General features: G+C 71.5%; 24 protein-coding genes and 2 tRNA genes. 10 read left to right on the top strand and 16 right to left on the bottom strand.

The annotated features are described in order from the left end of the window. Window positions 1-33 precede the first annotated feature (33 nt). The 3 genes from dnaG (at window position 34) to BJY28_RS14415 (ending at window position 2641) form a co-directional block, all read left to right on the top strand. On the top strand, window positions 34-1959 hold the full coding sequence (gene dnaG / locus BJY28_RS14425; protein WP_179463608.1) for a DNA primase: 1926 nt from the start codon (window positions 34-36) through the stop codon (window positions 1957-1959). Further along, complete coding sequence (locus BJY28_RS14420; protein WP_179463607.1) at window positions 1959-2462, top strand: hypothetical protein; 504 nt, start codon at window positions 1959-1961, stop codon at window positions 2460-2462. The genes dnaG and BJY28_RS14420 overlap by 1 nt, the downstream gene beginning before the upstream one ends. Before the next feature lie 103 nt (window positions 2463-2565). Next, window positions 2566-2641: transfer RNA gene (locus tag BJY28_RS14415), tRNA-Asn, on the top strand. A 111-nt stretch (window positions 2642-2752) separates the two neighbouring features. Here BJY28_RS14415 and BJY28_RS14410 read toward each other — a convergent pair. Then, window positions 2753-3865 carry a transporter substrate-binding domain-containing protein gene (locus BJY28_RS14410; protein ID WP_179463606.1) on the bottom strand — a complete coding sequence of 371 codons (1113 nt, stop codon included), beginning with the start codon at window positions 3863-3865 and terminating at the stop codon, window positions 2753-2755. Between the two features lie 213 nt (window positions 3866-4078). Here BJY28_RS14410 and BJY28_RS14405 point away from each other — a divergent pair, with 213 nt between their 5' ends. Further along, window positions 4079-4555, top strand: a complete 477-nt coding sequence (locus tag BJY28_RS14405) for a hypothetical protein (RefSeq protein ID WP_179463605.1) — start codon at window positions 4079-4081, stop codon at window positions 4553-4555. A gap of 43 nt (window positions 4556-4598) precedes the next feature. On the opposite strand, the gene BJY28_RS14400 is transcribed toward BJY28_RS14405, so the two are convergent. Next, window positions 4599-4988 (bottom strand): heavy metal-responsive transcriptional regulator, encoded by a 390-nt coding sequence (locus tag BJY28_RS14400; protein ID WP_006215441.1) that lies wholly within the window; start codon window positions 4986-4988, stop codon window positions 4599-4601. A gap of 105 nt (window positions 4989-5093) precedes the next feature. Here BJY28_RS14400 and merA point away from each other — a divergent pair, with 105 nt between their 5' ends. Together merA and BJY28_RS14390 are read left to right on the top strand one after the other, a co-directional pair. After that, entirely contained in the window at window positions 5094-6515 is a 1422-nt protein-coding gene (merA, locus tag BJY28_RS14395) for a mercury(II) reductase (RefSeq protein ID WP_006215442.1), read from the top strand. Between the two features lie 40 nt (window positions 6516-6555). Next, window positions 6556-6867: a hypothetical protein gene (locus BJY28_RS14390; protein WP_006358984.1), complete on the top strand. Its 312-nt coding sequence runs from the start codon at window positions 6556-6558 to the stop codon at window positions 6865-6867. 18 nt (window positions 6868-6885) lie between these two features. Here the strand turns inward: BJY28_RS14390 and BJY28_RS16465 are convergent, their stop codons facing one another. From BJY28_RS16465 to BJY28_RS14360, 6 genes are all read right to left on the bottom strand, one after another. Beyond that, entirely contained in the window at window positions 6886-7785 is a 900-nt protein-coding gene (locus tag BJY28_RS16465) for a hypothetical protein (RefSeq protein ID WP_246313422.1), read from the bottom strand. A 130-nt stretch (window positions 7786-7915) separates the two neighbouring features. Further along, window positions 7916-8560, bottom strand: a complete 645-nt coding sequence (locus tag BJY28_RS16460; RefSeq protein WP_343037137.1) for a relaxase/mobilization nuclease domain-containing protein — start codon at window positions 8558-8560, stop codon at window positions 7916-7918. A 94-nt stretch (window positions 8561-8654) separates the two neighbouring features. Beyond that, on the bottom strand, window positions 8655-9245 hold the full coding sequence (locus BJY28_RS14375; protein ID WP_006358982.1) for a hypothetical protein: 591 nt from the start codon (window positions 9243-9245) through the stop codon (window positions 8655-8657). Then, complete coding sequence (locus BJY28_RS14370) at window positions 9242-10663, bottom strand: Rep family protein (protein WP_179463604.1); 1422 nt, start codon at window positions 10661-10663, stop codon at window positions 9242-9244. The genes BJY28_RS14375 and BJY28_RS14370 overlap by 4 nt, the downstream gene beginning before the upstream one ends. Window positions 10664-11005: 342 nt before the next feature. Next, window positions 11006-11254, bottom strand: coding sequence for a hypothetical protein (locus BJY28_RS14365; protein WP_006215448.1), 249 nt, complete (start codon window positions 11252-11254; stop codon window positions 11006-11008). A gap of 393 nt (window positions 11255-11647) precedes the next feature. After that, a complete protein-coding gene (locus BJY28_RS14360; protein ID WP_179463603.1) occupies window positions 11648-13084 on the bottom strand; it encodes a recombinase family protein in 1437 nt (478 codons plus the stop codon). 47 nt (window positions 13085-13131) lie between these two features. Here BJY28_RS14360 and BJY28_RS14355 point away from each other — a divergent pair, with 47 nt between their 5' ends. The 3 genes from BJY28_RS14355 to BJY28_RS14345 all read left to right on the top strand — a co-directional run bounded on the left by BJY28_RS14355 (window position 13132) and on the right by BJY28_RS14345 (window position 13943). Continuing rightward, window positions 13132-13344: a hypothetical protein gene (locus tag BJY28_RS14355; protein ID WP_179463602.1), complete on the top strand. Its 213-nt coding sequence runs from the start codon at window positions 13132-13134 to the stop codon at window positions 13342-13344. Between the two features lie 83 nt (window positions 13345-13427). After that, window positions 13428-13501, top strand: a tRNA-Ile gene (locus tag BJY28_RS14350). Window positions 13502-13676: 175 nt separating this feature from the next. Further along, the gene (locus tag BJY28_RS14345) at window positions 13677-13943 is read left to right on the top strand and encodes a hypothetical protein (protein WP_179463601.1); all 267 of its coding nucleotides are present in this window, start codon (window positions 13677-13679) and stop codon (window positions 13941-13943) included. Here BJY28_RS14345 and BJY28_RS14340 read toward each other — a convergent pair. Continuing rightward, window positions 13937-14626 carry a Pr6Pr family membrane protein gene (locus tag BJY28_RS14340; RefSeq protein WP_179463600.1) on the bottom strand — a complete coding sequence of 230 codons (690 nt, stop codon included), beginning with the start codon at window positions 14624-14626 and terminating at the stop codon, window positions 13937-13939. The genes BJY28_RS14345 and BJY28_RS14340 overlap by 7 nt on opposite strands. 277 nt (window positions 14627-14903) lie before the next feature. On the opposite strand from BJY28_RS14340, the gene BJY28_RS14335 reads away from it, so the two are divergent. After that, entirely contained in the window at window positions 14904-15416 is a 513-nt protein-coding gene (locus tag BJY28_RS14335; RefSeq protein ID WP_179463599.1) for a DUF3145 domain-containing protein, read from the top strand. 370 nt (window positions 15417-15786) lie between these two features. Here the strand turns inward: BJY28_RS14335 and BJY28_RS14330 are convergent, their stop codons facing one another. The 7 genes from BJY28_RS14330 to argG all read right to left on the bottom strand — a co-directional run bounded on the left by BJY28_RS14330 (window position 15787) and on the right by argG (window position 23852). After that, on the bottom strand, window positions 15787-17232 hold the full coding sequence (locus tag BJY28_RS14330) for a carboxyl transferase domain-containing protein (RefSeq protein ID WP_179463598.1): 1446 nt from the start codon (window positions 17230-17232) through the stop codon (window positions 15787-15789). Beyond that, complete coding sequence (gene fabF, locus BJY28_RS14325) at window positions 17232-18479, bottom strand: beta-ketoacyl-ACP synthase II (RefSeq protein ID WP_179463597.1); 1248 nt, start codon at window positions 18477-18479, stop codon at window positions 17232-17234. The genes BJY28_RS14330 and fabF overlap by 1 nt, the downstream gene beginning before the upstream one ends. 14 nt (window positions 18480-18493) lie before the next feature. After that, window positions 18494-18745 carry an acyl carrier protein gene (locus tag BJY28_RS14320; RefSeq protein ID WP_179463596.1) on the bottom strand — a complete coding sequence of 84 codons (252 nt, stop codon included), beginning with the start codon at window positions 18743-18745 and terminating at the stop codon, window positions 18494-18496. A 68-nt stretch (window positions 18746-18813) separates the two neighbouring features. Beyond that, window positions 18814-19923 carry a beta-ketoacyl-ACP synthase 3 gene (locus BJY28_RS14315; protein WP_179463595.1) on the bottom strand — a complete coding sequence of 370 codons (1110 nt, stop codon included), beginning with the start codon at window positions 19921-19923 and terminating at the stop codon, window positions 18814-18816. Beyond that, window positions 19920-21104 (bottom strand): acyltransferase domain-containing protein, encoded by a 1185-nt coding sequence (locus BJY28_RS14310; RefSeq protein ID WP_179463594.1) that lies wholly within the window; start codon window positions 21102-21104, stop codon window positions 19920-19922. The genes BJY28_RS14315 and BJY28_RS14310 overlap by 4 nt, the downstream gene beginning before the upstream one ends. 55 nt (window positions 21105-21159) lie before the next feature. Then, a complete protein-coding gene (locus tag BJY28_RS14305) occupies window positions 21160-22356 on the bottom strand; it encodes a PucR family transcriptional regulator (RefSeq protein ID WP_179463593.1) in 1197 nt (398 codons plus the stop codon). 68 nt (window positions 22357-22424) lie between these two features. Beyond that, window positions 22425-23852 carry an argininosuccinate synthase gene (gene argG / locus BJY28_RS14300; RefSeq protein ID WP_179463592.1) on the bottom strand — a complete coding sequence of 476 codons (1428 nt, stop codon included), beginning with the start codon at window positions 23850-23852 and terminating at the stop codon, window positions 22425-22427. Window positions 23853-23945 lie beyond the last annotated feature (93 nt).

The following is a 23945-nucleotide window of genomic DNA, read 5'->3' as shown; positions in this document are numbered from 1 at the left end:
CCGGACCAGGGACCGACGAGGGCGAGGTGAGACGTGGCCGGCCGGATCCGCGCGGAGGACGTGCAGACCGTCAAGGAGCGCACCTCGATCACCGACGTCGTGCGCGAGCACGTCACCCTCCGCCCCGCCGGGGTGGGCTCGATGAAGGGGCTGTGCCCCTTCCACGACGAGAAGACCCCCTCCTTCACCGTCCGGGAGAGCGTCGGGCGCTACCACTGCTTTGGCTGCGGCGAAGGGGGCGACGTGCTCGCCTTCGTCCAGGCCGTCGATCACCTCACCTTCACCGAGTCGGTGGAGCGCCTGGCCGCCAAGCTCGGGATGGAGCTGCGCTACGAGGAGGGCGGCGGTCCCCGCCAGGGGGAGGGGATCGGTCGGCGCTCGCGGCTCATCGAGGCGCACCGTGCCGCCGCCGAGTACTACCACCACCGCCTCGTCGACGGCCCGGACGCCCGCGCCGGCCGGGACTTCCTGCGCGAGCGCGGGTTCGCCCGGCCCGAGGCGGAGCACTTCGGGATCGGCTTCGCGCCCCGCGGCGGCGAGGAGCTGGCCCGGCACCTGCGGGAGAAGGGGTTCACCGACGACGAGCTCACCACCGGCGGGCTGTGCGGCCGGGGGTCGCGCGGCATCTACGACCGCTTCCGCGGGCGGCTGGTCTGGCCGATCCGGGACACCACCGGCGACACCGTCGGCTTCGGCGCCCGCCGGCTCTTCGACGACGACCGGATCGCCGCGAAGTACCTCAACACCAGCGAGACCCCGATCTACAAGAAGAGCCAGGTGCTCTACGGCCTCGACCTGGCGAAGAAGGCGATCAGCGCCGAGCGCCGGGCGGTGGTCGTCGAGGGCTACACCGACGTCATGGCCGCGCACCTGTCCGGCATCGAGGGCGCCGTGGCCACCTGCGGTACCGCCTTCGGAGCCGAGCACATCAAGGTGCTGCGCCGGATGATGCGCGACGAGGCCGGGCTGAGCCCGGCGAGGGTGATCTTCACCTTCGACGGTGACGCCGCCGGCCAGAAGGCGGCGATGAAGACCTACGCCGACGACGACAAGTGGGCCAGCCAGAGCTTCGTGGCGGTGGCCGCCGACGGGATGGACCCCTGCGACCTGCGGCTGCGCGAGGGCGACGCCGCGGTCCGCGACCTCGTCGGGTCGGCGGTGCCGATGTTCGAGTTCGCGGTGCGCACCACCCTGGACCGCTTCGACCTGGCCACCGCCGAGGGCCGGGTGCAGGGGATGGGGGCGGTCGCGCCGATCATCAACAGCATCCGCGACTCCTCGCTGCGGCCGGAGTACATCCGCACCGTCGCCGGCTGGATCGGGGTGACCGTCGAGCAGATGCGCGACGCCACCCAGCGCGCCGGGCGCCTGTCCGCGCAGGATGCCGAGCCTGCCCGGCCCCACCCGTCGGATGCGGACGTGCCCGAGCCCAGCGCCGGCGAGGCGGCGACCGGGGTGCCGGCGCCCGACCTGTCCGACCCGGTGGTGCGGGCCGAGCGGCAGCTGCTGCAGTCGATCCTGCAGCACCCCTCGCTCTTCTCCGGGGCGGACCTCGATCTCGTCGACCCGGCCGGGATGGCCGCGCCGGCGCACCGGGTGGTCCTCGAGGCGGTCCGCGGCGTGGGGCCGCTGGCGCAGGGCGAGACCCTGGCCGGCTGGCACGGCCGGGTCAACGACGCCGCTCCGCTGACCGTGCACCCGTTGGTGGCCGAGCTGAGCGTCGACCCGCTGCCGGTGCGTCATGACACCGCCACCGGGCTGCCGCCGGCGAGCTACACCGAGTCGCTGCTGCGGCGGGTCCGGGAGGTCGCGGTGAGCCGCCGGATCAACGACGCCATGGCGACGATGCGCCGCCTGGCGGTCGACCCGGAGGCGGACCAGGAGCAGCTGCGCACCCTCTCCCGCCAGCTGCAGGAGTGGGAGCGCGAGCGCGCAGCGCTGCGCGAGGAGGTCGGCTGATGGGACTGCGCGATCGGCTGCGCCGGACCGCCGAGCCCGACCCGCCGGCCGGGCTGGACCTCGCCGACGGCGAGCGCGTGCTCGCCACCGCCACCACCGACGACGGCGTGCTCGTCGTGACCACCCGACGCCTGCTCGCCCCCGGCCTGCCGGAGGGTGGGCGCCCCTGGCACCTGGTCGACACCGGCGGCTGGGACGGCCAGGGACACCTGCGGGTCTCCTGGGTGGATCCGCACCCGGCCGCCACCTGGCGTCTGGACAGCCCCGGTCGGGTGCCCGGGGCCTTCCACGACCGGGTGCAGAGCTCGGTCGTCCTCAGCGAGGAGGTCTCCCTCGACCGGTCGCGTCGGGCCCGGGTGGTGCTGCGCAAGGATCTCTCCAGCGGCGCCTTCCTCGCGCAGACCATCGTCGGGAAGGGGTGCGACCCGGACGATCCCGAGCTCGTCGCCGAGACCGAGCGGGTGGCGCTGTCGCTGGCCGAGCAGGTGGGCCTGGACCCCTGACCACCGCTGAGCGGAGCGGCTGCCGGACGCCTCGACATGGGCGCGAACTGATTACGGGCTGTCCGGCTTCTCTTGCTATGGTGTCCGTCGCGTCACGGCGCGATCCCCTGTAGCTCAATTGGCAGAGCATTCGGCTGTTAACCGGAGGGTTGTTGGTTCGAGTCCAACCGGGGGAGCCACCCGCACGGCCCCGCAGATGTCTCCGGCATCTCCGGGGCCGTCGTCGTTCTCCCGGGTCACCAGGATGTCGCGGACGGTCTCTCGGCCGCTCCGCCGGTCCCTGAGGTCTCTCAGTCGCTCCCGGAGCCGTCGCTGCTGCTCGCGCTCTCGGCGGCGCGGCTCGCGCTGGCGCTCGACCGGCTGGCCGAGACGCTGCTGGAGGCGCTGGAGCTCGCCGCGCTCGAGCTGGCGCTGCTGGCGGAGGCGCTGCTGGAGCTCGAGCTGGAGCTGGCGCTCGCCTCGCGGGCCGCGCACGAACCGAGCATCGGTGGCTGCAGCGTCGTCCCGCTGATCCGGGTGCTCTCGCCGAGGTGGTCCTCGACCGCCTCCTCCCAGGCGCCGCTGCTGATCATCCGGCGCAGCGCGGTCGTCACCTCCTGGCAGAGCGCGACGTCCCCCTTCGGCAGGGCGATGCCCCACCGCTCGGTGGTGAAGGGCTGCCCGGCCAGCAGCAGCTGGTTCGGCTCGCGAGAGATGCGGGCGTACCCGGCGAGGATCGCGGCGTCAGAGGTCACCGCCTTGACCTCTCCCCGGATGAGCATGTCCACGCACGCGTCGACGGTGGGGCGCAGCACGACGTGCAGCCCTGGGTAGTCGTCGACGAGCTCGCTGGTGGAGGTCGAGCCCTCGGCGGCGCAGATGGTGAAGCCGAGCAGGTCCTCGGGGCCGCGGACGGCGCTGCGCTCGGAGACCAGCAGGTCCTGCCCGGTGTTGAGGTAGGGCCCGGCGAAGGTCACCCGCTGCGCCCGCTCCGGCGTCATCGAGTAGGACGAGACGACCATGTCGACCTGGTCGGTCTCCAGCAGCGTCTCGCGTTGGTTCGGCAGCGCGTTGACGAAGGAGACCTGGTCGGCGCCGATGGCCTGGGCGACGTAGCGGGCCACATCGGCGTCGAGGCCGGTGGTGCGGCCGTTGCTGCGCTCGCCGATGCCGGGGGATGAGAAGGAGATGCCGACCCGGAGGGTGTCCGGGACGTCCGCGGGGCCGACGGTGCTCGAGGTTCCGTCGGCGGTGCTGGATCCGCTCCCGGCGTTGCTGCCCGAGCCGGTCGGCGTGGCCGTCGAGGTCGCCCCGGCGGTGCTGCCGGTCGGTGTCGTCGGCTCCACCGCGACGTCGCGCGAGCATGCGGCGACGAGGGTCGCGGTCAGGGCGAGCACCATGCCCGCCGTCCGTGCACGGTGCACGGCAACACCCCCTTCGTCCGGGTCATCCTCGCATCCCGGCCTGGTGGGAGGGGCGGGTTCCGGCGGGTGTGGCGTGGTCGTGACCTGCGAAGAAGCCGGCGCACGGACCGGCACGAAGGGGCGAGACCGAACCGTGTCCGAACCAGGTCCTGGGGTACGGCGTCCTCGGGTGTGCGACGCCGCAGGGGAGTCGCGAGGAGACAGGGGATCGAGATGTCCGCAGCACGCCGCACCACCGCACTGGCCACCATCGGGGCGGCCGCCACCCTGCTCGCCGGGATGCCGAGCGCCCAGGCGAGCACCACGACCAGCGACGACGCGTGCAGCGGGATCAGCGGCTGCGAGATCGTCTCCCGCGCCGACGTCGACGGCGACGGCCAGCGCGACTCCGTCGCCGTGCACGGCCGCTGGTCCAGCTCGGTGGGTCTGCGGGTGGTCACCGCCACCGGCGAGGTCATGTCCACCCGCACGCCGATCTCGGCGCACATCGCGACGGAGAACCCCTTCTACGGGGCGGCCCGGATCGACGGGGTCGCCGGCTACGAGCTGGTGCTCATGACCAGCGCCGGGGCGCACACCTTCGAGCACCGGGTGATCACCGTGCGCGGCGGCGAGCTGACGACCCTGAAGGACCCGGTGAACCGGTACCGCTGGGTGACCGACAGCTCGGTGTGGAGCGGGTACGGCTAGCGCATATCGGGGTTGTAGCGTTGGAGTCATTGGCTACCGTCGTCTACAAGTACCTACACACTTGATCGGTGCTGCACGTTTCAGGGTCCGGGTGCGCGGCGTCCTGTCTGAGGTCCGCGATAGTGTCGCGCAGCACGGAGAGCTGCGCGATCTGCTGCTCGATCTCAGCGAGGCGCACGTCAAGCAGGTCGCGCACGTGCTCGCAGGGCGCATGGCCGCCGTCGCGGATGTCGAGGATCTGGCGGATCTGGGCGAGGGTGAGGCCCGCGGCCTGGCCGCGGTGGACGAAGTCGATCCGGGCGACCGTCTCGGGTGCGTAGTCGCGATAGCCGGACTGCGTGCGCTCGGCCGGCGGAAGCAGCCCCTGCCCCTCGTAGAAGCGGAGCGTCTTCGCCGTGGTGCCCGCGCGTTCGGCGAGTTCTCCGATGCGCATCGCGGCCTCCGATCGTTCGGCAGGAGCAGGCTTGACCTTCCCCTGCACTGGAAGGTCCAGTATGGCTGAGACAGAGCAGAAAGCCAAGGACTGACAGGAGCAGCGATGCCTACCAAGTACGACCTCGCCATCATCGGATCCGGAGGCGGAGCATTCGCCGCCGCCATCCGTGCGACCACGCTCGGCAAGTCGGTGGTGATGATCGAGCGCGGGACGCTCGGCGGCACCTGCGTGAACACCGGCTGCGTGCCGTCGAAGGCCCTCATCGCCGCTGCCGACACCCGTCACGTCGCCGCCGACGCTTCAGGCCGGTTCCCGGGGATCGCGGCGACGGCTGAGACAGTGGACATGCCTGCGCTGATCGCCGGGAAGCAGGCGCTGGTCGAGTCGCTGCGCGGCGAGAAGTACGCCGACGTCGCCGACTCCTACGGCTGGCAGGTCCGCCGCGGCGATGCATCGTTCGCCGGCGGCCCAGACGCCCCGGTACTGGAGATCATCGCCGGCGACGGGACGGTCGAGACCATCGAGGCCGACCACTTCCTGGTCGCGACTGGTTCTCGCCCGTGGGCTCCGCCGATCGACGGCCTGGAGGAGACCGGGTACCTGACCTCGACCACGGCAATGGAACTCGCTGAGGTTCCTGAGTCGTTGCTGGTGCTCGGCGGCGGCTACGTCGCCCTGGAGCAGGCGCAGCTGTTCGCTCGCCTCGGCTCGCAGGTCACGCTGCTGGTGCGGTCCCGGCTCGCCTCGAAGGAGGAGCCGGAGGTGTCCAAGGCGCTTCAGGAGGCGTTCGCCGACGAAGGCATCCGCGTCGTCCGCCGCGTGGTGCCCACCCGGGTCTCCCGCGGCACGGGAGGCGAGGCCGTCGTGACCGCCGACGTGTCCGGCGACTCGCAGGAGTTCCGCGCCGAGCAGGTGCTCGTCGCCCTCGGACGCCGTCCCGTCACCGATGGCCTGAACCTCGATGCGGTCGGGGTGAAGACCGGGGACTCCGGCGAGGTGGTCGTCTCCGACCGGCTGCGGTCCTCGAACCCGCGGATCTGGGCCGCGGGCGACGTGACCGGGCACCCCGAGTTCGTCTACGTCGCCGCCCACCACGGCACCCTCGTCGCCGAGAACGCGTTCGCCGACGCCGATCGTGCCGTCGACTATTCCCGCCTGCCGCGGGTGACGTTCACCGGGCCCGCGATCGGAGCGGTCGGGATGACCGAGAAGGAAGTGCTTGCTGCGGGGATCCGCTGCGATTGCCGCGTCCTGCCGCTGCACCACGTGCCCCGCGCGCTGGTCAACCGCGACACCCGCGGGTTCATCAAGATCGTCGTGAACGCCGACACGAACGAGATCCTCGGCCTGACCGCCGTCGCCAAGGACGCCGGAGAGCTCGCCGCCGCCGGTGTCCACGTGCTCGGCAAGACCGTCGCCGAGATCGCCGACGCCTGGGCTCCCTACCTGACGATGGCCGAGGGCATCCGGATCGCCGCGAAGGCCTTCACCACCGACCCGTCGCTGCTGTCGTGCTGCGCATGACCGGCAGCGCAGGCAATCGGGGAGATCTCATCCTGAAGAGGTGCAGACGACGAGCGCCGATCAGGACCGCGACGAACGGCGCGCCGGTCCCGTCGTCGCTGCAGGGACCGGACTGCTCTTGCTGGCATGCTGCGCGCTTCCGTTGCTGCTCTGTTGCGGCCTGCCGCTCATCGCGGCGGGCGGAGCACTCGCGGGCGTCGGTGGGCTCCTCGGTAACCCCTGGATCATCGGTGCCGGGATCGCCGTCGTGATGGCCGTCACGGCGGGGATGCTCGTCAGGTTAGGGCGGCGGCACCGAGGCCGCAGGACCGGCTGCTGCGAGAATCCTTCGACCGCTGATCGGAACCGGTAGCTCGAGCGGATCCAGCCATCATCGCCACCTCGGCCACTTCGGCACCCCGCGACCCTTCCACGTCTCCACGAGACCGGCTGCCGAGCGGACGGACGCGAAGAGCCCGTATCCGGCCCCGGCGAGACCCACGGAGACCACGAGCCAGCGCCCGATGCCGAGCCAGATGCGCCCGTCCACGTCGAGCGCCCACTGAGCGCCCGTGATGAGACCGGCGATGCCCATCCAGAGCCCGGCGACGACCACGACCACCGGCAGCAGGGCGAGGCACATCGCAGCGGCGGCCGACCAGAGCTGACGCGCTTCGAGCTTCGCCGTCGCCGCCATCATCCGCTCGGCGCGCTCGTTCGAGGCGTCGAGGTTCGCGGTCATCGTGGCCGAGGCCTCCCCGGCGACCTGCTCGACGGCCTTCTCGACCCGTTCCTCAGTCCGCTTCTCGATCCGCTGCACCGCGCCGCCGACCTGGCTCACAAGCTTCTGGTTCGTTGTGGCCTGCACCTTCAGACCCTCAATCGCCGAGGCCGTAGCCGCGCGATTCTTCTGCGCCTCCGCGACCAAGGTTCGCGACGCGGCGTTCAAGCTCTCGCCGTTGAGACTCTGCGCGAACTCGCCGAGCGTGCTCGCGATCTCGTTCTGCCTGCTCTCGATACTCGCGATCCTCGCGGACACGTCGCTGGAGGGCGAGGAGGTCGACGCCGGGGTCGTGATCCGCTCCAGCCGCCTCGTCGTCTCCTCGTCCATGACCTTCACGAACCCCGCGAGCTTCTTCTGCTGCTCGGCCAGCCGGTCGAGCCTCGCGTTCTGCGCCTCGACGGCGGTGAGGATCGAGGTCAACGCCTCCATCGTCTCCGGACTGCCGAGCGGCTGCGGCGACTGCACGGGCCCGTTCTGCTGCTTCAGCCTGTCGAGTGCTGCGCTCATGTTCCTGCTCCTTCTGCTGCTGGTGGTAGTCGAAGAACGCCTGCGCGCCCTCCGGGGTGAAGTCCGCCGAGAGTGCGCTCGTGCGTTTGCGGCGCTCGGCACGCCCGGACTCGCCGCGGCGGTCCTCGATCTAGAGCGTCCAGGTCTCCTGACCGGCGCGCTTGCCCTTCTTGCTGACGGGGCTGTGCAGCCGCATCCGCGGCACCCGCTCCCCGTCATCGACGAGCTGCTGGTTCTGCTCCTCGATCACCGCTTCGAGACCGGCCTTGTCCACCGCGCGGGGATCTGCCAGCGCCGCGCTCATCCGGTCGCCCATCTCGCGGTCGAGCGACCCCTCGGCGAAGTCCTCGCGGCGCAGCTCCCAGTCCTTCGGCACGCGCTCCAGCCGCTTCACGACCGAGAGCCCGTGCTCGCGCATCAGCTCGTCGTTCGCCGACTGCACGCCTTTCTGATTCCCGGCCTTGCGGTCGTGGAACGTGCGATAGTCCGAGAGCGCCTTACCCGTACGGTTGTTGTGATTGAGAACCAAAATATGATTGTGCGGCTTCTTTCCCCGCCCATCCACATGACTGACCACGAGGCAGTCGGAATCCGGATGCATCTTCTTCGCGAGCTGATAGCCGAGATCGTTCACCCGCTGCACGTGCTCCGGGTTCTTCGGGTCGAACTCCTCGTCGCTGAAAGACTGCCGGTAATGCAGCGCCTCGACCTCGCGCGTGGTGTTCTGCGTGAGCGCCCGTGCGCGCGCCGAGAATGCGCCAGGGCCTCCCGGCACTTCGCACGTGATCGCGACGCCCCGCTCGTCCTCCTTCCCGCGGATATAGCGCTCGGTGTCGGCGGCGCTGGTGCTCGGCTGTAGTGGGTGGTGCTCATGCGGCCGTCCGATCCCCGAGCAAGGCGCGGACCTCGCGCAGCAGCTCGATCAGCTCGGGCACCTCCGACGACAGCGCCACCGCCTCACCGGCGCGCGCGCGGCGATCCAAGTCGTTGACGTTGATCGCCAGCGGGCGCACCTGGGCAGCCAGCTCACGAGCGTCCGCCGACGCCTGCACACGCGCCTCGACCCCGAGCAGGTGCGCCGCCACGGCGGCGTCCAACTCCTCCGAGCGGGAGGCGTGGAGGGCATCGCGTACGACGGTCCGTACCCACGTGCTCGGAGCCAGCCCGAGCCGCTTCGCACGAGTGCGAAGCGCCGCGAGCGTCTCCTCCCCGAAGTCGGTATCGAGCTTCGCGCGGCCCCCACGACGACGCTTCGCGCCGCCGTGACTCTGACGCACAGCCTCCGCATCAGCCCGACCGGTGTTCACCTGGGAGTCGGTCTGCTGCTCCACCTGTACGCCAGAGTGGCAAGCAGTAGGCCTGTCGGACACATCGCTGACGCTCGTGTCCTCCAGCCCTGCTTGCGAGGGGCCTCCGGCCCCCTCGACCCCCTGGAAGAGCGAATGCTGATCGGTGCTCATGCGGCACCTTCGATCAGCGCCAGCGGCACGTCCGGACTTCGCACCGCGAGCCCGCTGAGCAGCTCCGCGACCGCACCGTCCGCGTCGTGTTCCGCCGAGGTCTCCGGACCGTACGTCAGTTCCCGCGACCCGGCGTTCTGGTGGTACGCGTTGCCGTACATGCCGGGCGTGTGCGCGGCGGTCGGGATGCTGCACTGGTGCCACTCGTAGGGCTCGATCTTCCCGATGTGCTGCACGAGGTAGCGGTTGATGTCGTCGGCGCGGTAGACCTTCACGACCGACGCCAGGCGGCGGATGAACTGGTCCAGCGCCTCGTCCACGTTGCCCTTCTGGCGGGCGTAGTAGAAGAACTCGACCGGCTCGATCGTCGCCGTAATCACGATGAGGCGCGGAGCCACCTCGCCCTTGTTCTTGTACCGAGCCTTCGCAGGCGAGGCGTTATACGGATCGAGCAGCAGCAGCCAATCGTTCGCGTCCATCGCCGAGGCCCGCAGATCGTCCAGCAGCAGCACCTCCTCGCCCCGCCAGTCATCCAATGGGTTCCCCGTCGCGGCACGGTAGACCTGCCACCGCTCGCCATGTGCATTGGCCGCGCTAATCGCCTCGGTGAAGAAATCCGTTGCGAACCGAGTCTTGCCGATCCCGGCATCCCCGTGGACGAACACCACGTGCGTCGAGAAGGCACCGGCGCGCAGCTTCGCGGCCGCCCGGTACGCGCGGCGCTGGCCGTAGGCCGACAGCGCGTCGTCGATCTCCCGCTGATGCCGCGAGTAGATGTCGAACAGTTCGTCCGTGAGCATGATCTGATCCCGCGTGATTTCGCCCTGCAGCACCCGCTCCCGCATGTCCTCGAAGTTCTCCGCGACGACCTTCTTCTTCACGTGGGCGCGCCCCTTGAGCCAGGTCTCCCGGCGCTGGGCGTCGATCCCGAGGTAGTCCGGCCCGCGCACCGTGGCGACCTCCGACGGCGCGTACTGATGCTTGTCCGCATACTTCACGTGAGTCAGGTACGACAGCATGTTGTCGAAGGCGTACCGACCGCGGCCCGGCTTCTCGACGTACTGGGGCTCGACGCCGATGCCGAACGCGAGCCGAGCCAGCGGCGCGCTCTTCGCACGGCTGGCGAACTTGATGACCGCGTGCAGGTGATCGGGCTTCGGCTCGACCACCAGAGCCTTCTCCGTGTCGCTCCAGACCTCGCGCTCATCCTTGTCGTGCACGATTCCGTAGGCCTCGATGACCTCGCAGCCGATGGCCTCGAGCCGCTGCGCGACGTAGGCGAGGATCGCCCCGGCTCCCTGCTCGAGCAGCGCGGCCCCGTTCGGGTCCTCGGCAGCCCAGGTCCAGTACGACGGATCGAGGTACTGCGTGAGCCCGATGCTCGTCGGGTTGTTCTCCTGCTTAGCCACGGCGACCACCCCCGTCGCAGGCGGCGTGGAGGGCCGCAGAGGGGGTGCGGCGCCTAAATGACCCCGTATTGACCCCCAAATGAGACCTCAAATGAACCCGCGAGGCGACGCGACGCAGCGAAGACGGAATCGGCTTCTGACCAGGCGCGTTGTTGCAAGGCGCGGCAATCGACAAGCCCTTGCCGCGCCCGTAGGAACGAATGAGGCCCCCGAAACTCTTGGAGTGCGAAGCACGGCTGCGGACCGTCATCACGGCGATGGGCAGCCCGCCTTCGGCGGGTGCCAGGCCAGGCCCTCCGGGCGGGGTCAGGTCGGCGGGTGCGGTGCTGAGGTTGCGTGCGTCGGCGTGCATCAGCGACCACCGCCCCGGCCGTAGCGCTTGATGACAGCCTGATGCGTGACGCCGAGGGCGTCGCCGATCCTGGCCCAGGTCACCCCGTCGGCGCGGGCGTCGGCGACGGCGATCTCGACGGCCTCCTCCAGCACGGAGCGGAGCACGCCGAGGTCGTAGAGCTGGGCCTCGCCATCGGCGAGGGACGGGTCGCCCTGTCGCCAGCGGAAGCTGGTCAGGTGATCGAAGGCGGCGGAGTTCGCGCTCATCAGCGACCACCGCCCATCACGGCGGCGACGGCGGCGCGCTGTCGCGGCGTCAGCGGAGTGAGTGCCAGGCGCTCACCGGCTCGGCGACCGGCGGCGCGGGCGGCGGCGATGACGGGATCGAGCCCATCAGCATGCGGAACGGGAGACGAGTCCTGATCGAGAGCAGGGCAGTCAAGCGCGGATGCGCGGGGAACGTCGATAACGACAGACATCGGAAGTCCTCAGATATGAGTATCTTCCGGTTCCCCGCCACGGTAGTTGGGCTGTTTGACCGGCTACTCATCCGGGAGCAGAACCCCGCGCTTCTAAGTCGCGGCCCCGGTGGGATCTTCTTGTCTGCAACCACTCTCCCACGAGTCGACTCACCATTGCAATGACGAGTTGACTCATGAGTCAGTCGCGACGCGGCTCTATGCGAATGAGGTCGGGGTCGAACTTCACGTGACCGGGCGCGATGGGCTCGATGGTCACAGTCACCAGCTCGTCCACGAGCATCCGGCGGCGGTCTATGTCCAACGCCTTCCACTTCGACTCGACAACCTCGCGACGCTCCGCGGTGCCGACCGCCTCCTCCACGTCTGCCAGCAGCTTCGCCGCCACGGATACCGAGCGGTCGAGCAGCTCCGCGTCGATCTCGTCGATGCGGACCTTCACGTCGTTGATCGCCGCGGTGATCTCCAGGACCGGCTGATGGATGTCGCGCAGCAGCGGGCTCAGCTCCTTGACGCGCTCGACCAGGGCGTTCCGCTCGGTCAGCAGCTCCTCGCGGTCCGGCCCGTCGTCCTCCTGCGGCATCACGAGGTCGTGCACGTCCACCGACGACAGGCGGGTGAGCACTGCCTCGGTGACCATCGCATCGACGGGCTCGCGTTGGCGGGTGAGGTGGAACTGCTCGCCGCAGCGATACGTCGGCTGCTTGCGGCTGTTCGTCCCCGAGACGAGCGTCGCACCGCACTTCCCGCACAGCCCGATCGTCGACAGGAGGTATTTCGGCTGGTTGCCCTGCCTGGCCGACCTCCGCACGTTGTCCTCCAGCTTCGCCACCGCGGTCCGCCACGTCTGCTCGCTGACGATGGGCGGGAACGCCTCGCCCTGCACCGGGTACAGCTCGCCGGATGCGTAGTGCTTGATGTAGCCACAGTAAAGCGGGTTCGCGAGCAGGTAGCGCACGGCATCGACGGAGAATTCCGAGCCGCGGGCGGTGAGGTGACCAGCGCTGTTCAGGTCCTCGCGGATGCGCCGGATCGACAGCGATGGCTCGCCGAGGAACGCATCGAAGGCTCGCCGGACGGCCTCTGCCTCCTCCTCGATCAGCTCGCCCTCACGCGTCCAGCCGAACGCCTTCCAGGCGGACGTGGGTATGCCCTCGGCACGACGGCGCTCGTTCGACCTGATCTGACGCTCAGCCTTGCGTCGGGCCTCGAAGCGGGCGAGAGCCGCGAGCATCGTCGCGCGGAACTCGCCGTCCGCCGTCGAGAGGTCGATCTCGCCGTCCACGGTGACGACGCGCAGACCGAGGTCGATCAGCGTGTTGAGGTCTTTCGTGCTGCGCAGGAGCCGGTCCATGTCCACGGCGACCACCATCGAGAACCGGCCCGCGCGGGCATCGTCCAGCATCTCGGCCCACCGTGTGCCAGCGCGGCGCTTCTTGGTCGCCGACACGGCGTTATCGTCGTAGACCTCGACGACCTCCCAGTCCTTGGCCTCAGCGAGCGCCCTGATCTTGCGCAACTGGGTCTCGACGGTCCACCGATCACCCTTGCGATCCATCGAGGCGCGGACGTACGCCGCCACCTCGTTCGTCTTCCTCAGCGCTACCAGTTCGACCATGCAACCAAGCTTACGTGAACGGGCGTTGCAACCACGATATGCGGTACGTGCGCACGGTCACCCCGGCCGGCACGGTGAAGCTCGTCGCGCACCAGGCCCTCAGCGACGACGGGGGAGAGAGCTACGAGGTGCTCGACCGTGGCGCGGTCTGGCGCTGGGGTCGCTGGGACCGCACCACCACCCAGCGCTACACGACGACCTCGTCCGCGACGGCCCACGCGGGTGGCGGCTGGGTGATCCCCTACCTGCGTCGGTTCTGAGCAGCGCCGGGGTGAGGGGCGGTCGCCTACCGGGCGATCGCCCCTCGCTGGTGCCTGGCGGCACAGGTACCCTCGCCGGTCGAGGGGCGGTAGCTCAGTCGGTCAGAGCAGCGGACTCATAATCCGTCGGTCCTGGGTTCAAGCCCCAGCCGCCCCACGACCAGCGTGACGTCCTCTCCGCGCGACCTGATCTGCGCGGCAACGGATCTCACGTGCTGAACGTTCGTGCGCTCACGGTGCGTCGCACCGGGAAGCCGCCTACGGTCGAGGGTCGGTGCCGTCCGCGGGGGCGGCACCGGCACGACGACGCCGCGCGACAGGGGGAGCCGAGGGTGCCCGACTTCAACCCGCCACCGAACTGGCCGGAGCCACCGCCCGGGTGGCGTCCGCCCCGAGGCTGGCAACCCGGACCGGAGCTCCCGGAGCCGCCGCGCGGCTGGGCGCTGTGGGTGGACTCCCAGGGGCACGAGGTCCCCGGACCGTCCGGCTACTACGGCGGCAGCTCGCCGACCTACCTGTGGATCGCCGTCGGGGTGGTGGGTCTCGTCGCGCTGCTGTGCTGCGTGGGCTGGGCGATCCAGTCCGTCCCGTACTACTGAGCCCGGCCGCGCCGCCGCAGCGCCAGGTCCAGCCCCCACAGCAGCACCGTCACCACGAGGGCGAAGACCAGCACCAGCGCGAGCGTGACGAGCACCGACCCGTACCCGAGCTCGGTGACGTTGGTGAAGCCGTAGGGATAGGCGTCGATCACCGCACCCCTGCCGAGCATCCAGACGATCCAGGCGAGGGGGATCAGCAGCGCCAGCGGCAGCAGCCGCCACGTGATCCAGCCCCGCGGCCCGACGGCCAGCCAGACGAGCAGGGTGAGTACCGGGGTGATCACGTGCACGATCGGGTCGGTCAGCCGTGACCAGCCGACGATGTCCATGCTCGGCGCCAGCAGCAGCTGGTAGACGACCGCGGTGACGGTGATCATGAGCAGCCCGTCCAGGCGCAGCACCCGTCGCAGCACCGAGTCACGGGCCGGGGCGAGCGCCAGCAGGGTCACCGAGAGCGCCACGACGATGTTGGACCAGATGGTGAAGTAGCTGAGGCTGTCGACCACCCGACCGGCCGCCCCCTTCGTCGTGCTCCCGTAGAGGCCGGGCTCGCTGGGCCCCTCGGCGAACCACCCCAGCCCCGAGACGACGAGCACCAGCACCACCCCGGTCCAGGCCACCACGGCGTCGACGGCGAAGGCGGTGCGCGCCCAGCCTGCGGGCCGGGGGTCGTCGGTGCTCACCCAGGGGAGTATGCCGCCCGTCGGCGCGTCGCCTCGTGCGCGGCACCGGGTCGCGGGCACAGTGTGCGGCGCAACTGTCTCGCCGACCCGGCGAGGGCTGGTGCTGCTGTGGCTGATGGGGCAGAATGAGTCGCACATGACCTCGTGGTGCGCCTGCGCACCCGAGTGACCACAGCGACGAAGCACCAGACCGCGGTCGTTCACAGCGCACCGCCGGCCCGGGTCCGCGAGGAGATGGCGTTGGGGAAGACGTCCATCGCACTCGAGGAGGATCAGGATGTCGGCCCAGACGCGCACCACGACCCGCGGGGTGGTGTTCATCCACAGCACCCCGACGGCGCTCTGCCCCCACATCACGTGGGCGCTGGAGAGCGTCCTCGACCAGGGTGTCTCACTCGACTGGACCGAGCAGCCGCTCGGCCGGTCGCTCAAGCGTGCCGAGTTCTCCTGGACGGGGGAGCCCGGCACCGGCGCCCGTCTCGCCTCCGCCCTGCGCGGCTGGGACGGCGTGCGCTACGAGGTGACCGAGGAGCCCAGCGCCGGTCTCGACGGCTCGCGCTGGAGCCACACCCCGGACCTCGGCATCCACCACGCGACGATCTCCGCCTCGGGCGACGTCGTCGTCACCGAGAACCGCCTGCGCGAGGTGCTCACCCTCGCCCAGGGCGCGGGCGAAGCCGTCGAGGACATGGTCGGCGAGCTGCTCGGCGCCGACTGGGACACCGAGCTCGAGCCCTTCCGCCACGCCGGCGAGGGAGCCCCCGTCCGCTGGCTGCACAAGGTCGGCTGACGACAGCGCGAGGACCCGAGCGAGGAACGAGCGAGGCCCGGAGCGCCGAGGAAGCCGGCACACGAGCAGGTCGGCTGACGACAGCGCGAGGACCCGAAACTGCTGCTGGCAGCAGTTTGGCGAGCCAGCACCACTACGAGCTGCTGCTGACTCCCGGAACTGCTGCCAGCAGCAGTTCCGATGTCCCCGGTGACCCGGCCAGCCCGGCCCGGATCGCCCCTGTCCCGGTCCTGCCTCCGCGACGAGCGCACGACGAGACGCCCCGGACCACTGAGTGCGTGGTCCGGGGCGTCTCGGTGTCTCGGCGCCCCCGTGCTCGGTGCGTCCACCCGCGCGTGCTCCGGTCGTGGACCGCGGCCGAGCGGGCTCGTCAGAGCGGGATGTTGCCGTGCCGCCCGCGCGACTGCGGGGCCGCGGCGAGCGCCCCGACCACTGCCGAGCGGGTGACCGTCGGCGAGACGATCTCGTCGACGACGCCGATCTCCTCGGCCCGCTGCAGGCCACCGGAGAGCCGGTCGTGCTCGTCGGCGAGCTCCTGCTCGACGGCGGCCCGCTCGCTGTCGTCGACCTCGGCCAGCCGACGCCGGTGCAGGATCCGGATGGCCGCGACCGAGCCCATGACGGCGACGTGCGCGTCCGGCCAGGCGAAGACCTTCGTCGCACCGAGCGAGCGCGAGTTCATCGCGATGTAGGCCCCGCCGTAGGTCTTGCGGGTGACCACGGTGACCCGGGGGACGACCGCCTCGGCGAAGGCGTGCAGCAGCTTCGCGCCGCGGCGCACCACGCCGTCCCACTCCTGGCCGACACCGGGCAGGTAGCCGGGCACGTCGACGAGCACGACCAGCGGCACCCCGAAGGCGTCGCACATCCGCACGAACCGGGCCGCCTTCTCCGCCGACGCGGAGTCCAGGCAGCCGCCCAGGCGCATCGGGTTGTTGGCGATGACCCCGACGGTGCGCCCGCCGAGCCGACCGAGGGTCGTGGTGATGTTCGGCGCCCAGCGCCCGTGCAGCTCCTGCACCGGGCCGTCGTCGAGCAGGTCCTCCACCAGCGGGTGCACGTCGTAGGCGCGGCTGGCCGACTCCGGCAGCTGCGCCGCCAGGTCACGGTCGACCACCCCGTCGACGTCGAAGGAGCCCTGGTCCTCGAAGAGCTGGCACAGCGTGCCAGCCCGGGCGAAGGCGTCGTCGATGGACTCGGCGAGCACGTGCACCACGCCGGAGCGCCGACCGTGCGGCTCGGGGCCGCCGAGGCGCAGCGCGTCGACGTCCTCGCCGGTGACCGAGCGGACCACGTCGGGCCCGGTGACGAAGATCCGCCCCTCGGGGGCGAGGATGACGATGTCGGTCAGCGCCGGCCCGTAGGCGGCGCCACCGGCAGCGGCCCCGATGACCACCGAGATCTGCGGGATCTTGCCCGAGGCCCGGGTCATGATCGCGAAGATCTCGCCGACGGCGTGCAGCGAGACGACGCCCTCGGGCAGGCGGGCGCCGCCGCTGTGCCAGAGGCCGACGATCGGCATCCCGTCGATGAGCGCCCGCTCGTAGGCGTCGACGACGACGCGGCACCCGGCGACACCCATCGCGCCGCCCATGATCGTCGCGTCCGAGGCGAAGGCGACCGCCCGCACCCCGTCCACGCGACCGGTCGCCGCGAGGAAGCCGGAGTCGTCCTCCGGGCTGATCAGCTCCAGGCTGCCCTCGTCGAAGAACGCCTCGAGCCGCTTGCGCGGGTTCCGCGGGTCGTTCTCCCGGTCCTTCTTCGGCTTGCCGGCGGCCCCGGCCGCGGTGGACGCGGCGCTCGGCTGGCGGGCCATCAGATGCTCCCGAAGGCCAGGGCGACGTTGTGCCCGCCGAAGCCGAAGGAGTTGTTCAGCGCGAGGATCTGCCCGTCCGGCAGCCGCCGCGGCTCGTCACGGACGACGTCGATGTCCACCACCGGGTCCAGCTCGTCGATGTTGATCGACGGCGGTGCCACCCGGTCACGGACGGCGAAGGCGGTGAGCACGGCCTCCAGCGACCCGGCCGCGCCGAGCAGGTGACCGGTCATCGACTTCGTGGCGCTGACCGGCATCTGGTCGACGTCGGCGCCGAAGGCCCGCCGCATCGCGGCGATCTCGGCGACGTCCCCGACCGGGGTCGAGGTGGCGTGCGCGTTGATGTGCACGACGTCGGTGGGCTGGGCCCCGGCGTCCTGCACGGCGGCGACCATCGCCCGGCTGGCCCCGGCGCCCTCGGGCTCGGGGGCGGCCATGTGGTGGGCGTCGGCGCTGATCCCCTGACCGGCGAGGGTGCAGATGATGGTCGCGCCGCGGGCCTTCGCGTGCTCCTCCGTCTCCAGCACCATGATCGCCGCGCCCTCTCCGAGGACGAAGCCGTCACGACCGGTGTCGTAGGGGCGCGAGGCCGCCTGCGGGTCGTCGTTGCGGGTGGACAGCGCCTGCATCGCGGCGAAGCCGGCGATCGGCAGCGGGTGGATCGCTCCCTCGCTGCCGCCGGCCACGACGACGTCGGCGACGCCGTCGTGGATCAGGCGCAGCGCGTGACCGATGGACTCCGCGCCGGAGGAGCAGGCCGAGACGAGGGTGTGCGCCCCGGCCCGTGCACCCAGGTCGAGGGAGACGGTGCCGGAGGCGGAGTTCGGCATGAGCATCGGGATGGACAGCGGGTAGACCCGCCGTGGGCCCTTCTCGTTGAGGGTGTCCCAGGCGGTCAGCAGGGTCTGCACCCCGCCGATGCCGCTGCCGATGCTCACGGCGAGCCGCTCGGGCTCGACGTCGGGGGCCCCCGCCGCCGCCCATGCCTCGCGCGCCGCGACCAGCGCGTACTGGGCGAAGGGGTCGAGACGCTTGGTCTCCACCCGCGCCAGCACGTCCCGGGCGGGCACCTTGAGCGGGGCGGCGAAGGTCACCGGCAGCTCGTGCTCGGCGACCCAGTCCTCCTCGAGGGTCGCGGCTCCCGACTGGCCGGCGAGGATGGCGCTCCAGGTCTCCTCGGCGGTACCGCCGAGCGGGGTGGTGGCGCCGACGCCGGTGACGACGATGGTGGGCTGGTCTGAGGTCATGGGCGGCGAGGAGGTCACGCGGGCTGGTTGGCCTTGATGTAGGCGACGGCGTCGCCGACGGTCTTGAGGTTCTTGACCTCCTCGTCCGGGATCTTGGCCCCGAACTTCTCCTCGGCGGTGACGGCGATCGTCATCATCGAGAGCGAGTCGACGTCGAGGTCGTCGGTGAAGCTCTTCTCCGCGGTGACCTCGGCGGTGTCGATGCCGGTCTCCTCCGAGACGATCTCGGCGAGGCCCTCGAGGATCTCCTGGTCGCTGTGCGCCATGTGCTGCTCCTTCGGTGGTGCGTGTCGTGACTGTCGTGGCCCGGGGTACCCGCCGGGCCGTCGGGGGACTAGGTGCCGGCGGGCGTGGGCTCGCCCGGTGCGGGCGTGCTCTGCGGGCTGGTGGCGGCCTCCGCGCTGGCCGCCTGGGTGCCGGGAGCCGGGGTGGGGATCTCGACGACCTGGGCGGCCCAGACGAGGCCGGCGCCGAAGCCGATCTGCAGGGCGAGGCCGCCGGGGGCGATCTCCCCTTCGCGCAGCATCCGCTCCATCGCCAGCGGGACCGAGGCGGCCGAGGTGTTCGCGGTGGTCTCGATGTCCCGGGCGATCGGCAGGTCGGCCGGCAGGTGCAGGGTCTTGGCGAGGTTGTCGATGATCCGCACGTTCGCCTGGTGCGGGATGAAGGCGGACAGCTCCTCGGGGGCGACCCCGGCGGCGTCCATCGCGGCCTGGGCGTGCTCGGTCATCGACCACACCGCCCAGCGGAAGACGCTCGGGCCCTCCATGACGATCGCCGGCCACTGCCGGCCGCCGACGGTGCCCTCGGGGGCGTGCAGCTCCATCCAGCTGTCACGCTGGGTGATCAGCCCCTTGCGGTCGCCGTCGCTGCCCCAGATGGTCGGGCCGATGCCGGGCCGGTCGGAGACCGAGACCACGGCGGCTCCGGCGCCGTCGCCGAAGATGAAGGCGGAGCCGCGGTCGTGCGGGTCGGTGAAGTCGGAGAGCTTCTCGACGCCGACGACGAGGACGTGGTCGGCGGTGCCGGCCCGGACCATGTCGTTGGCGACGGACACCGCGTGGCAGTAGCCGGCGCAGGCGGCGGAGAGGTCCATCGCGGGCGCGGCGATCCCGAAGCGGGCGGCGACCTCGGGGGCGGCGGCCGGCGTCTGGTACGGGTGGGTGACGGTGGCGACGAGCACCGCGTCGATCTGCTCGGGGGTGATCCCGGCCTGGGCGATGGCGCCGGTCGAAGCGGCCACGGACATGTCGACGACGGTCTCGTCGGGCGCGGCGCGGTGCCGGGTGCGGATGCCCGAGCGCTCCCGGATCCACTCATCGGAGGAGTCGATGGCGTCGACGATCTCGGCGTTGGGCACGACCCGCTCGGGCCGGTAGCCGCCGATCCCGCTGATCCGGGCGTGCCGCAGCTCGGTCGGCGCGCCGAGGGTGCGGGCGCTCACGCCGAGACCTCGCCCTCGGGGTGCAGCCGCACCAGCGGCTGGCCGGGGCTGACCGGGTCGCCGTCCTCGACGAGCCACTCGACGACCTGACCGCCGTGCGGGGCGAGCACGTCGTGCGTGTCGCGCAGCGAGGAGACCTGGGCGACGACGGTGTTGCTCGGCAGGCTCCCGGAGACGGCGTGCTCGGGGATCGAGACCGTGCCCTTGACCGGGGCGACGACGATCCGCCAGGCGGGGGCCGAGGCGGTGCGCGACTCGCCGTGCTCGCGGACCATCCGGTGGGCGGCCTCGAGGTCGTCGGGGGTCTTCAGCGCCAGGGTCTCGACCCCCTTCAGGCCGCGCTTGGCGAGACCGGTGAGGGTGCCCGACGGCGGGATCTCGATGAGGCCGGTAACGCCCAGGCTCTTCATCGCCTCCATGGTCAGGTCCCAGCGGACCGGGCGGCTGACCTGGGAGACGATCCGGCGCAGCACCTCGGTGCCGGAGTGCACGACGCTGCCGTCGGCGTTGGAGAGGATCGGCACCCGGGCGTCATGGGTGGAGATCGCCCGGGCGTGCCGGGCGAGGACGTCCACGGCCGGGGCCATGTGCTCGGTGTGGAAGGCGCCAGCCACCTTCAGCGGCATCACCCGGGCCTTGGCCGGCGGGTCCTCGGCGAGCGCGGCGAGGTCCTCCATCGTGCCGGCGGCGACCACCTGGCCGGAGCCGTTGCGGTTGGCCGGGGTCAGTCCGTGGCGCTCGATGGCCGCGATCACCTCGTCCTCGTCGCCGCCGACGACGGCGCTCATGCCGGTCGGGGTGACCGCGCTCGCGGTCGCCATCGCGTTGCCGCGCTCGCGGACCAGGACCATCGCCTGCTCGGCGGAGATGACCCCGGCGGCGCTGGCCGCGGTGATCTCGCCGACGCTGTGGCCGGCGCCGACGCCGACCACGCGGAAGCCGTCGGCCGGGTGGGAGAAGAGGGAGAGCAGGGTGACCAGCCCGGCGCCGACGATCAGCGGCTGGGCGACCGCGGTGTCCTTGATCGTGGCCTCGTCGCTGGTGGTGCCGTGGGTGCGCAGGTCGATGCCGGCCACGGTGCCCAGCCAGTCGAGGCGTTCGCCGGTTCCGGGGAGCTCCAGCCAGGGAGCGAGGAAGCCGGGGGTCTGGGAGCCCTGTCCGGGGCACGTGATCGCAAGCACGTATCCAGCGTCCCGGTCTCGGGGAGGTCACGGCGACGGCGGCGCCGACAGACAATCACGCCGGGTCTTTGGAGGAACCCTCCAAGATGGTGCCGAGGGTCAGCGCGACCCGCACGGTGAAGGCGTCGTGCGGGTCGGTGATCTCGTAGCCGGTGATCTCGGCGATCCGGCGCAGCCGGTAGCGCACGGTGTTGACGTGCACGATGAGCTCGCGTGCGGTGCCCTCCAGGCCGGCGCTGCTGTCGAGGTAGGTGCGCGCGGTCTGCAGCAGCGCCGGGTGCGCCAGCAGCGGCTGGTGGATGCGGGCGACCAGGCTGGCCCGGGCCAGCTCGTCGCCGACGAGGGTGCGCTCGGCCAGCAGGTCGTCGGCGGCCACCGGGCGCGGGCAGCCGGCCCAGCCGTGCGCCGCATCGTGCCCGGCCACCGCCGCGGCCGCCGAGATCGCCCCCTCGACGAGATCCTCGACCAGGGTGCCGTGGACCAGCGGGCCGGGACCGAAGAGGCCGGCCAGGGTGGCGGTGCGCCGGGCCGGGTCGGCGACCCCGCCGAGCACCGCTACCAGCCGCCCGCCCTGCACCCCGGCCAGGGCCGGGTGGTCGAGACGGGCCGCGGCCCGGTGCAGCGCGGCCGCGGCCTCGGCCGGCTCGGTGGTGGGGTCCCCGACGTGCGGCGACTCGCCGACGATGACGACGACGTCGTGCACGTCGTCCCAGCCGAGCGCGGCGGCGCGGGTGAGCAGCGAGTCGTCCATCTCGCCGCGCATCACCGCGTCGATGACCAGCGACTCCAGGCGGGCGTCCCAGGCGCCGCGCTGCTCGGCGGCGGTGGCGTAGACCTGGGCGGCGCCGAAGGCGACCTCGGTGGAGTAGCGCAGCACCGCCTCGCGCAGCGCGGGGACGTCGCCGGCGGTGGCGAGGTCCTCGACGGCCGCGTCGACCACTTCGATGACGGTCCGGGAGAGCTCGAGGGTCTGGGCCAGGGTGATCGCCCGGGTCAGCTCGCGCGGGGCGGCGGCGAAGGTGGTCCGGGGGTCCTGGCGGCCGTGCCCGTCGACCCACTCGATGAAGCCGGAGATGCCCGCCTGGGCGACCTGGGCGACCCAGGAGCGCTGCCGCGCGGTGAGGTCGGCGTACCACCCGTAGCGCTCCTCGATCCGCCGGGTGGCGGTGGTGGCCAGCTCGCCGCCGGCCCGCCGCACCTGCAGCCGGGTGGTCGCCGAGAGCGACGAGCCGTGGCGGGAGCGAGGAGCCATGCGCCGCAGTCTATTTGTCCGGACCGGACAAGTGGTCCGGGCGGGTGTCGGTCGGTGCCGGACCCGCGTCAGTCGGTGCCGGCCTCCATGGCGGCCCGGTCCAGCGCGTCGTCCTCGTCGTCCAGGCCCCTGGTCGCCGGGTTGGCGGCGATGGCGTCGGCCCCGCCCGGGCTGAGCTCGCCCATGATCTCGAGGAAGCCGCCGGAGAGCTGGTCCTGCTCGGCGTAGACCTCGAGCTTGCCGCGGCTGTCGGCGATGTCCAGGTTGCGCATGGTCAGCTGGCCGATCCGGTCCACCGGCCCGAAGGCGGCGTTCTCGGTGCGCTCCATGGACAGCTTGTCCGGGTGGTAGCTGAAGTGCTCGCCGCGGGTGTCGAGGATGCTGTAGTCCTCGCCGCGACGCAGCCGCAGGGTGACCTCGCCGGTGACGACGGCGGCGACCCAGCGCTGCAGCGACTCGCGCAGCATGAGCGCCTGCGGGTCGAACCAGCGGCCCTCGTACATCAGCCGGCCCAGCCGCCGCCCCTCGGAGTGGTAGCTGGCGATGGTGTCCTCGTTGTGGATCGCGTTGAGCAGCCGCTCGTACGCGACGTGCAGCAGGCCCATCGCCGGGGCCTCGTAGATGCCGCGGGACTTGGCCTCGATGACCCGGTTCTCGATCTGGTCGGACATCCCTAGCCCGTGCCGGCCGCCGATGGCGTTGGCCGCGTGCACCAGGGCGACCGGGTCGCCGCCGAAGTCGTCACCGTCGATGGCCACCGGACGGCCCCGCTCGAAGCGGATCGTGACGTCCTCGGTGGGGATCTCCACGGCGGGGTCCCAGAAGGCGACGCCCATGATCGGGTCGACGACCTCGATGCCCTCGTCGAGGTGCTCCAGGGTCTTGGCCTCGTGGGTGGCGCCCCAGATGTTCGCGTCGGTGGAGTAGGCCTTCTCGGCGCTGTCCCGGTAGGGCAGGCCGCGCTCGGTGAGCCACTCGCTCATCTCCTGGCGGCCGCCGAGCTCGGAGACGAAGTCGGCGTCCAGCCACGGCTTGTAGATCCGCAGCGCCGGGTTGGCCATGAGCCCGTAGCGGTAGAAGCGCTCGATGTCGTTGCCCTTGAAGGTCGACCCGTCGCCCCAGATGGACACCTCGTCCTCGGCCATCGCCCGGACCAGCAGGGTGCCGGTGACGGCGCGGCCCAGGGGGGTGGTGTTGAAGTAGGTGCGGCCGCCGGAGCGGATGTGGAAGGCGCCGGTGGCGATCGCCGCGAAGCCCTCCTCGACCAGCGGGCGGCGGCAGTCCACGAGCCGGCTCACCTCGGAGCCGTACTGCCCGGCGCGGCCGGGGATCGAGGCGATGTCGTCCTCGTCGTACTGACCGAGGTCAGCGGTGTAGGTGCACGGCACGGCACCCTTCTCGCGCATCCACGCGACCGCGACAGAGGTGTCGAGACCGCCGGAGAAGGCGATCCCGACTCGTTCACCGACAGGCAGGGACGTCAGAACCTTGGACACGAGGGACACCCTAGGGGCTGGCCGGGGGAGCGCCCGCATCGAGGTCGTAGCCGGGGGTCGTGGGACGAGGCGGTGGGACGCAGTGGGGGCGCG

This window comes from Janibacter alkaliphilus (assembly GCF_013408565.1).
GTDB lineage: Bacteria > Actinomycetota > Actinomycetes > Actinomycetales > Dermatophilaceae > Janibacter > Janibacter alkaliphilus.
The sequence above is the reverse complement of the archived record's forward strand: the minus strand, read 5'-3'. Positions and strand labels throughout refer to the sequence as shown.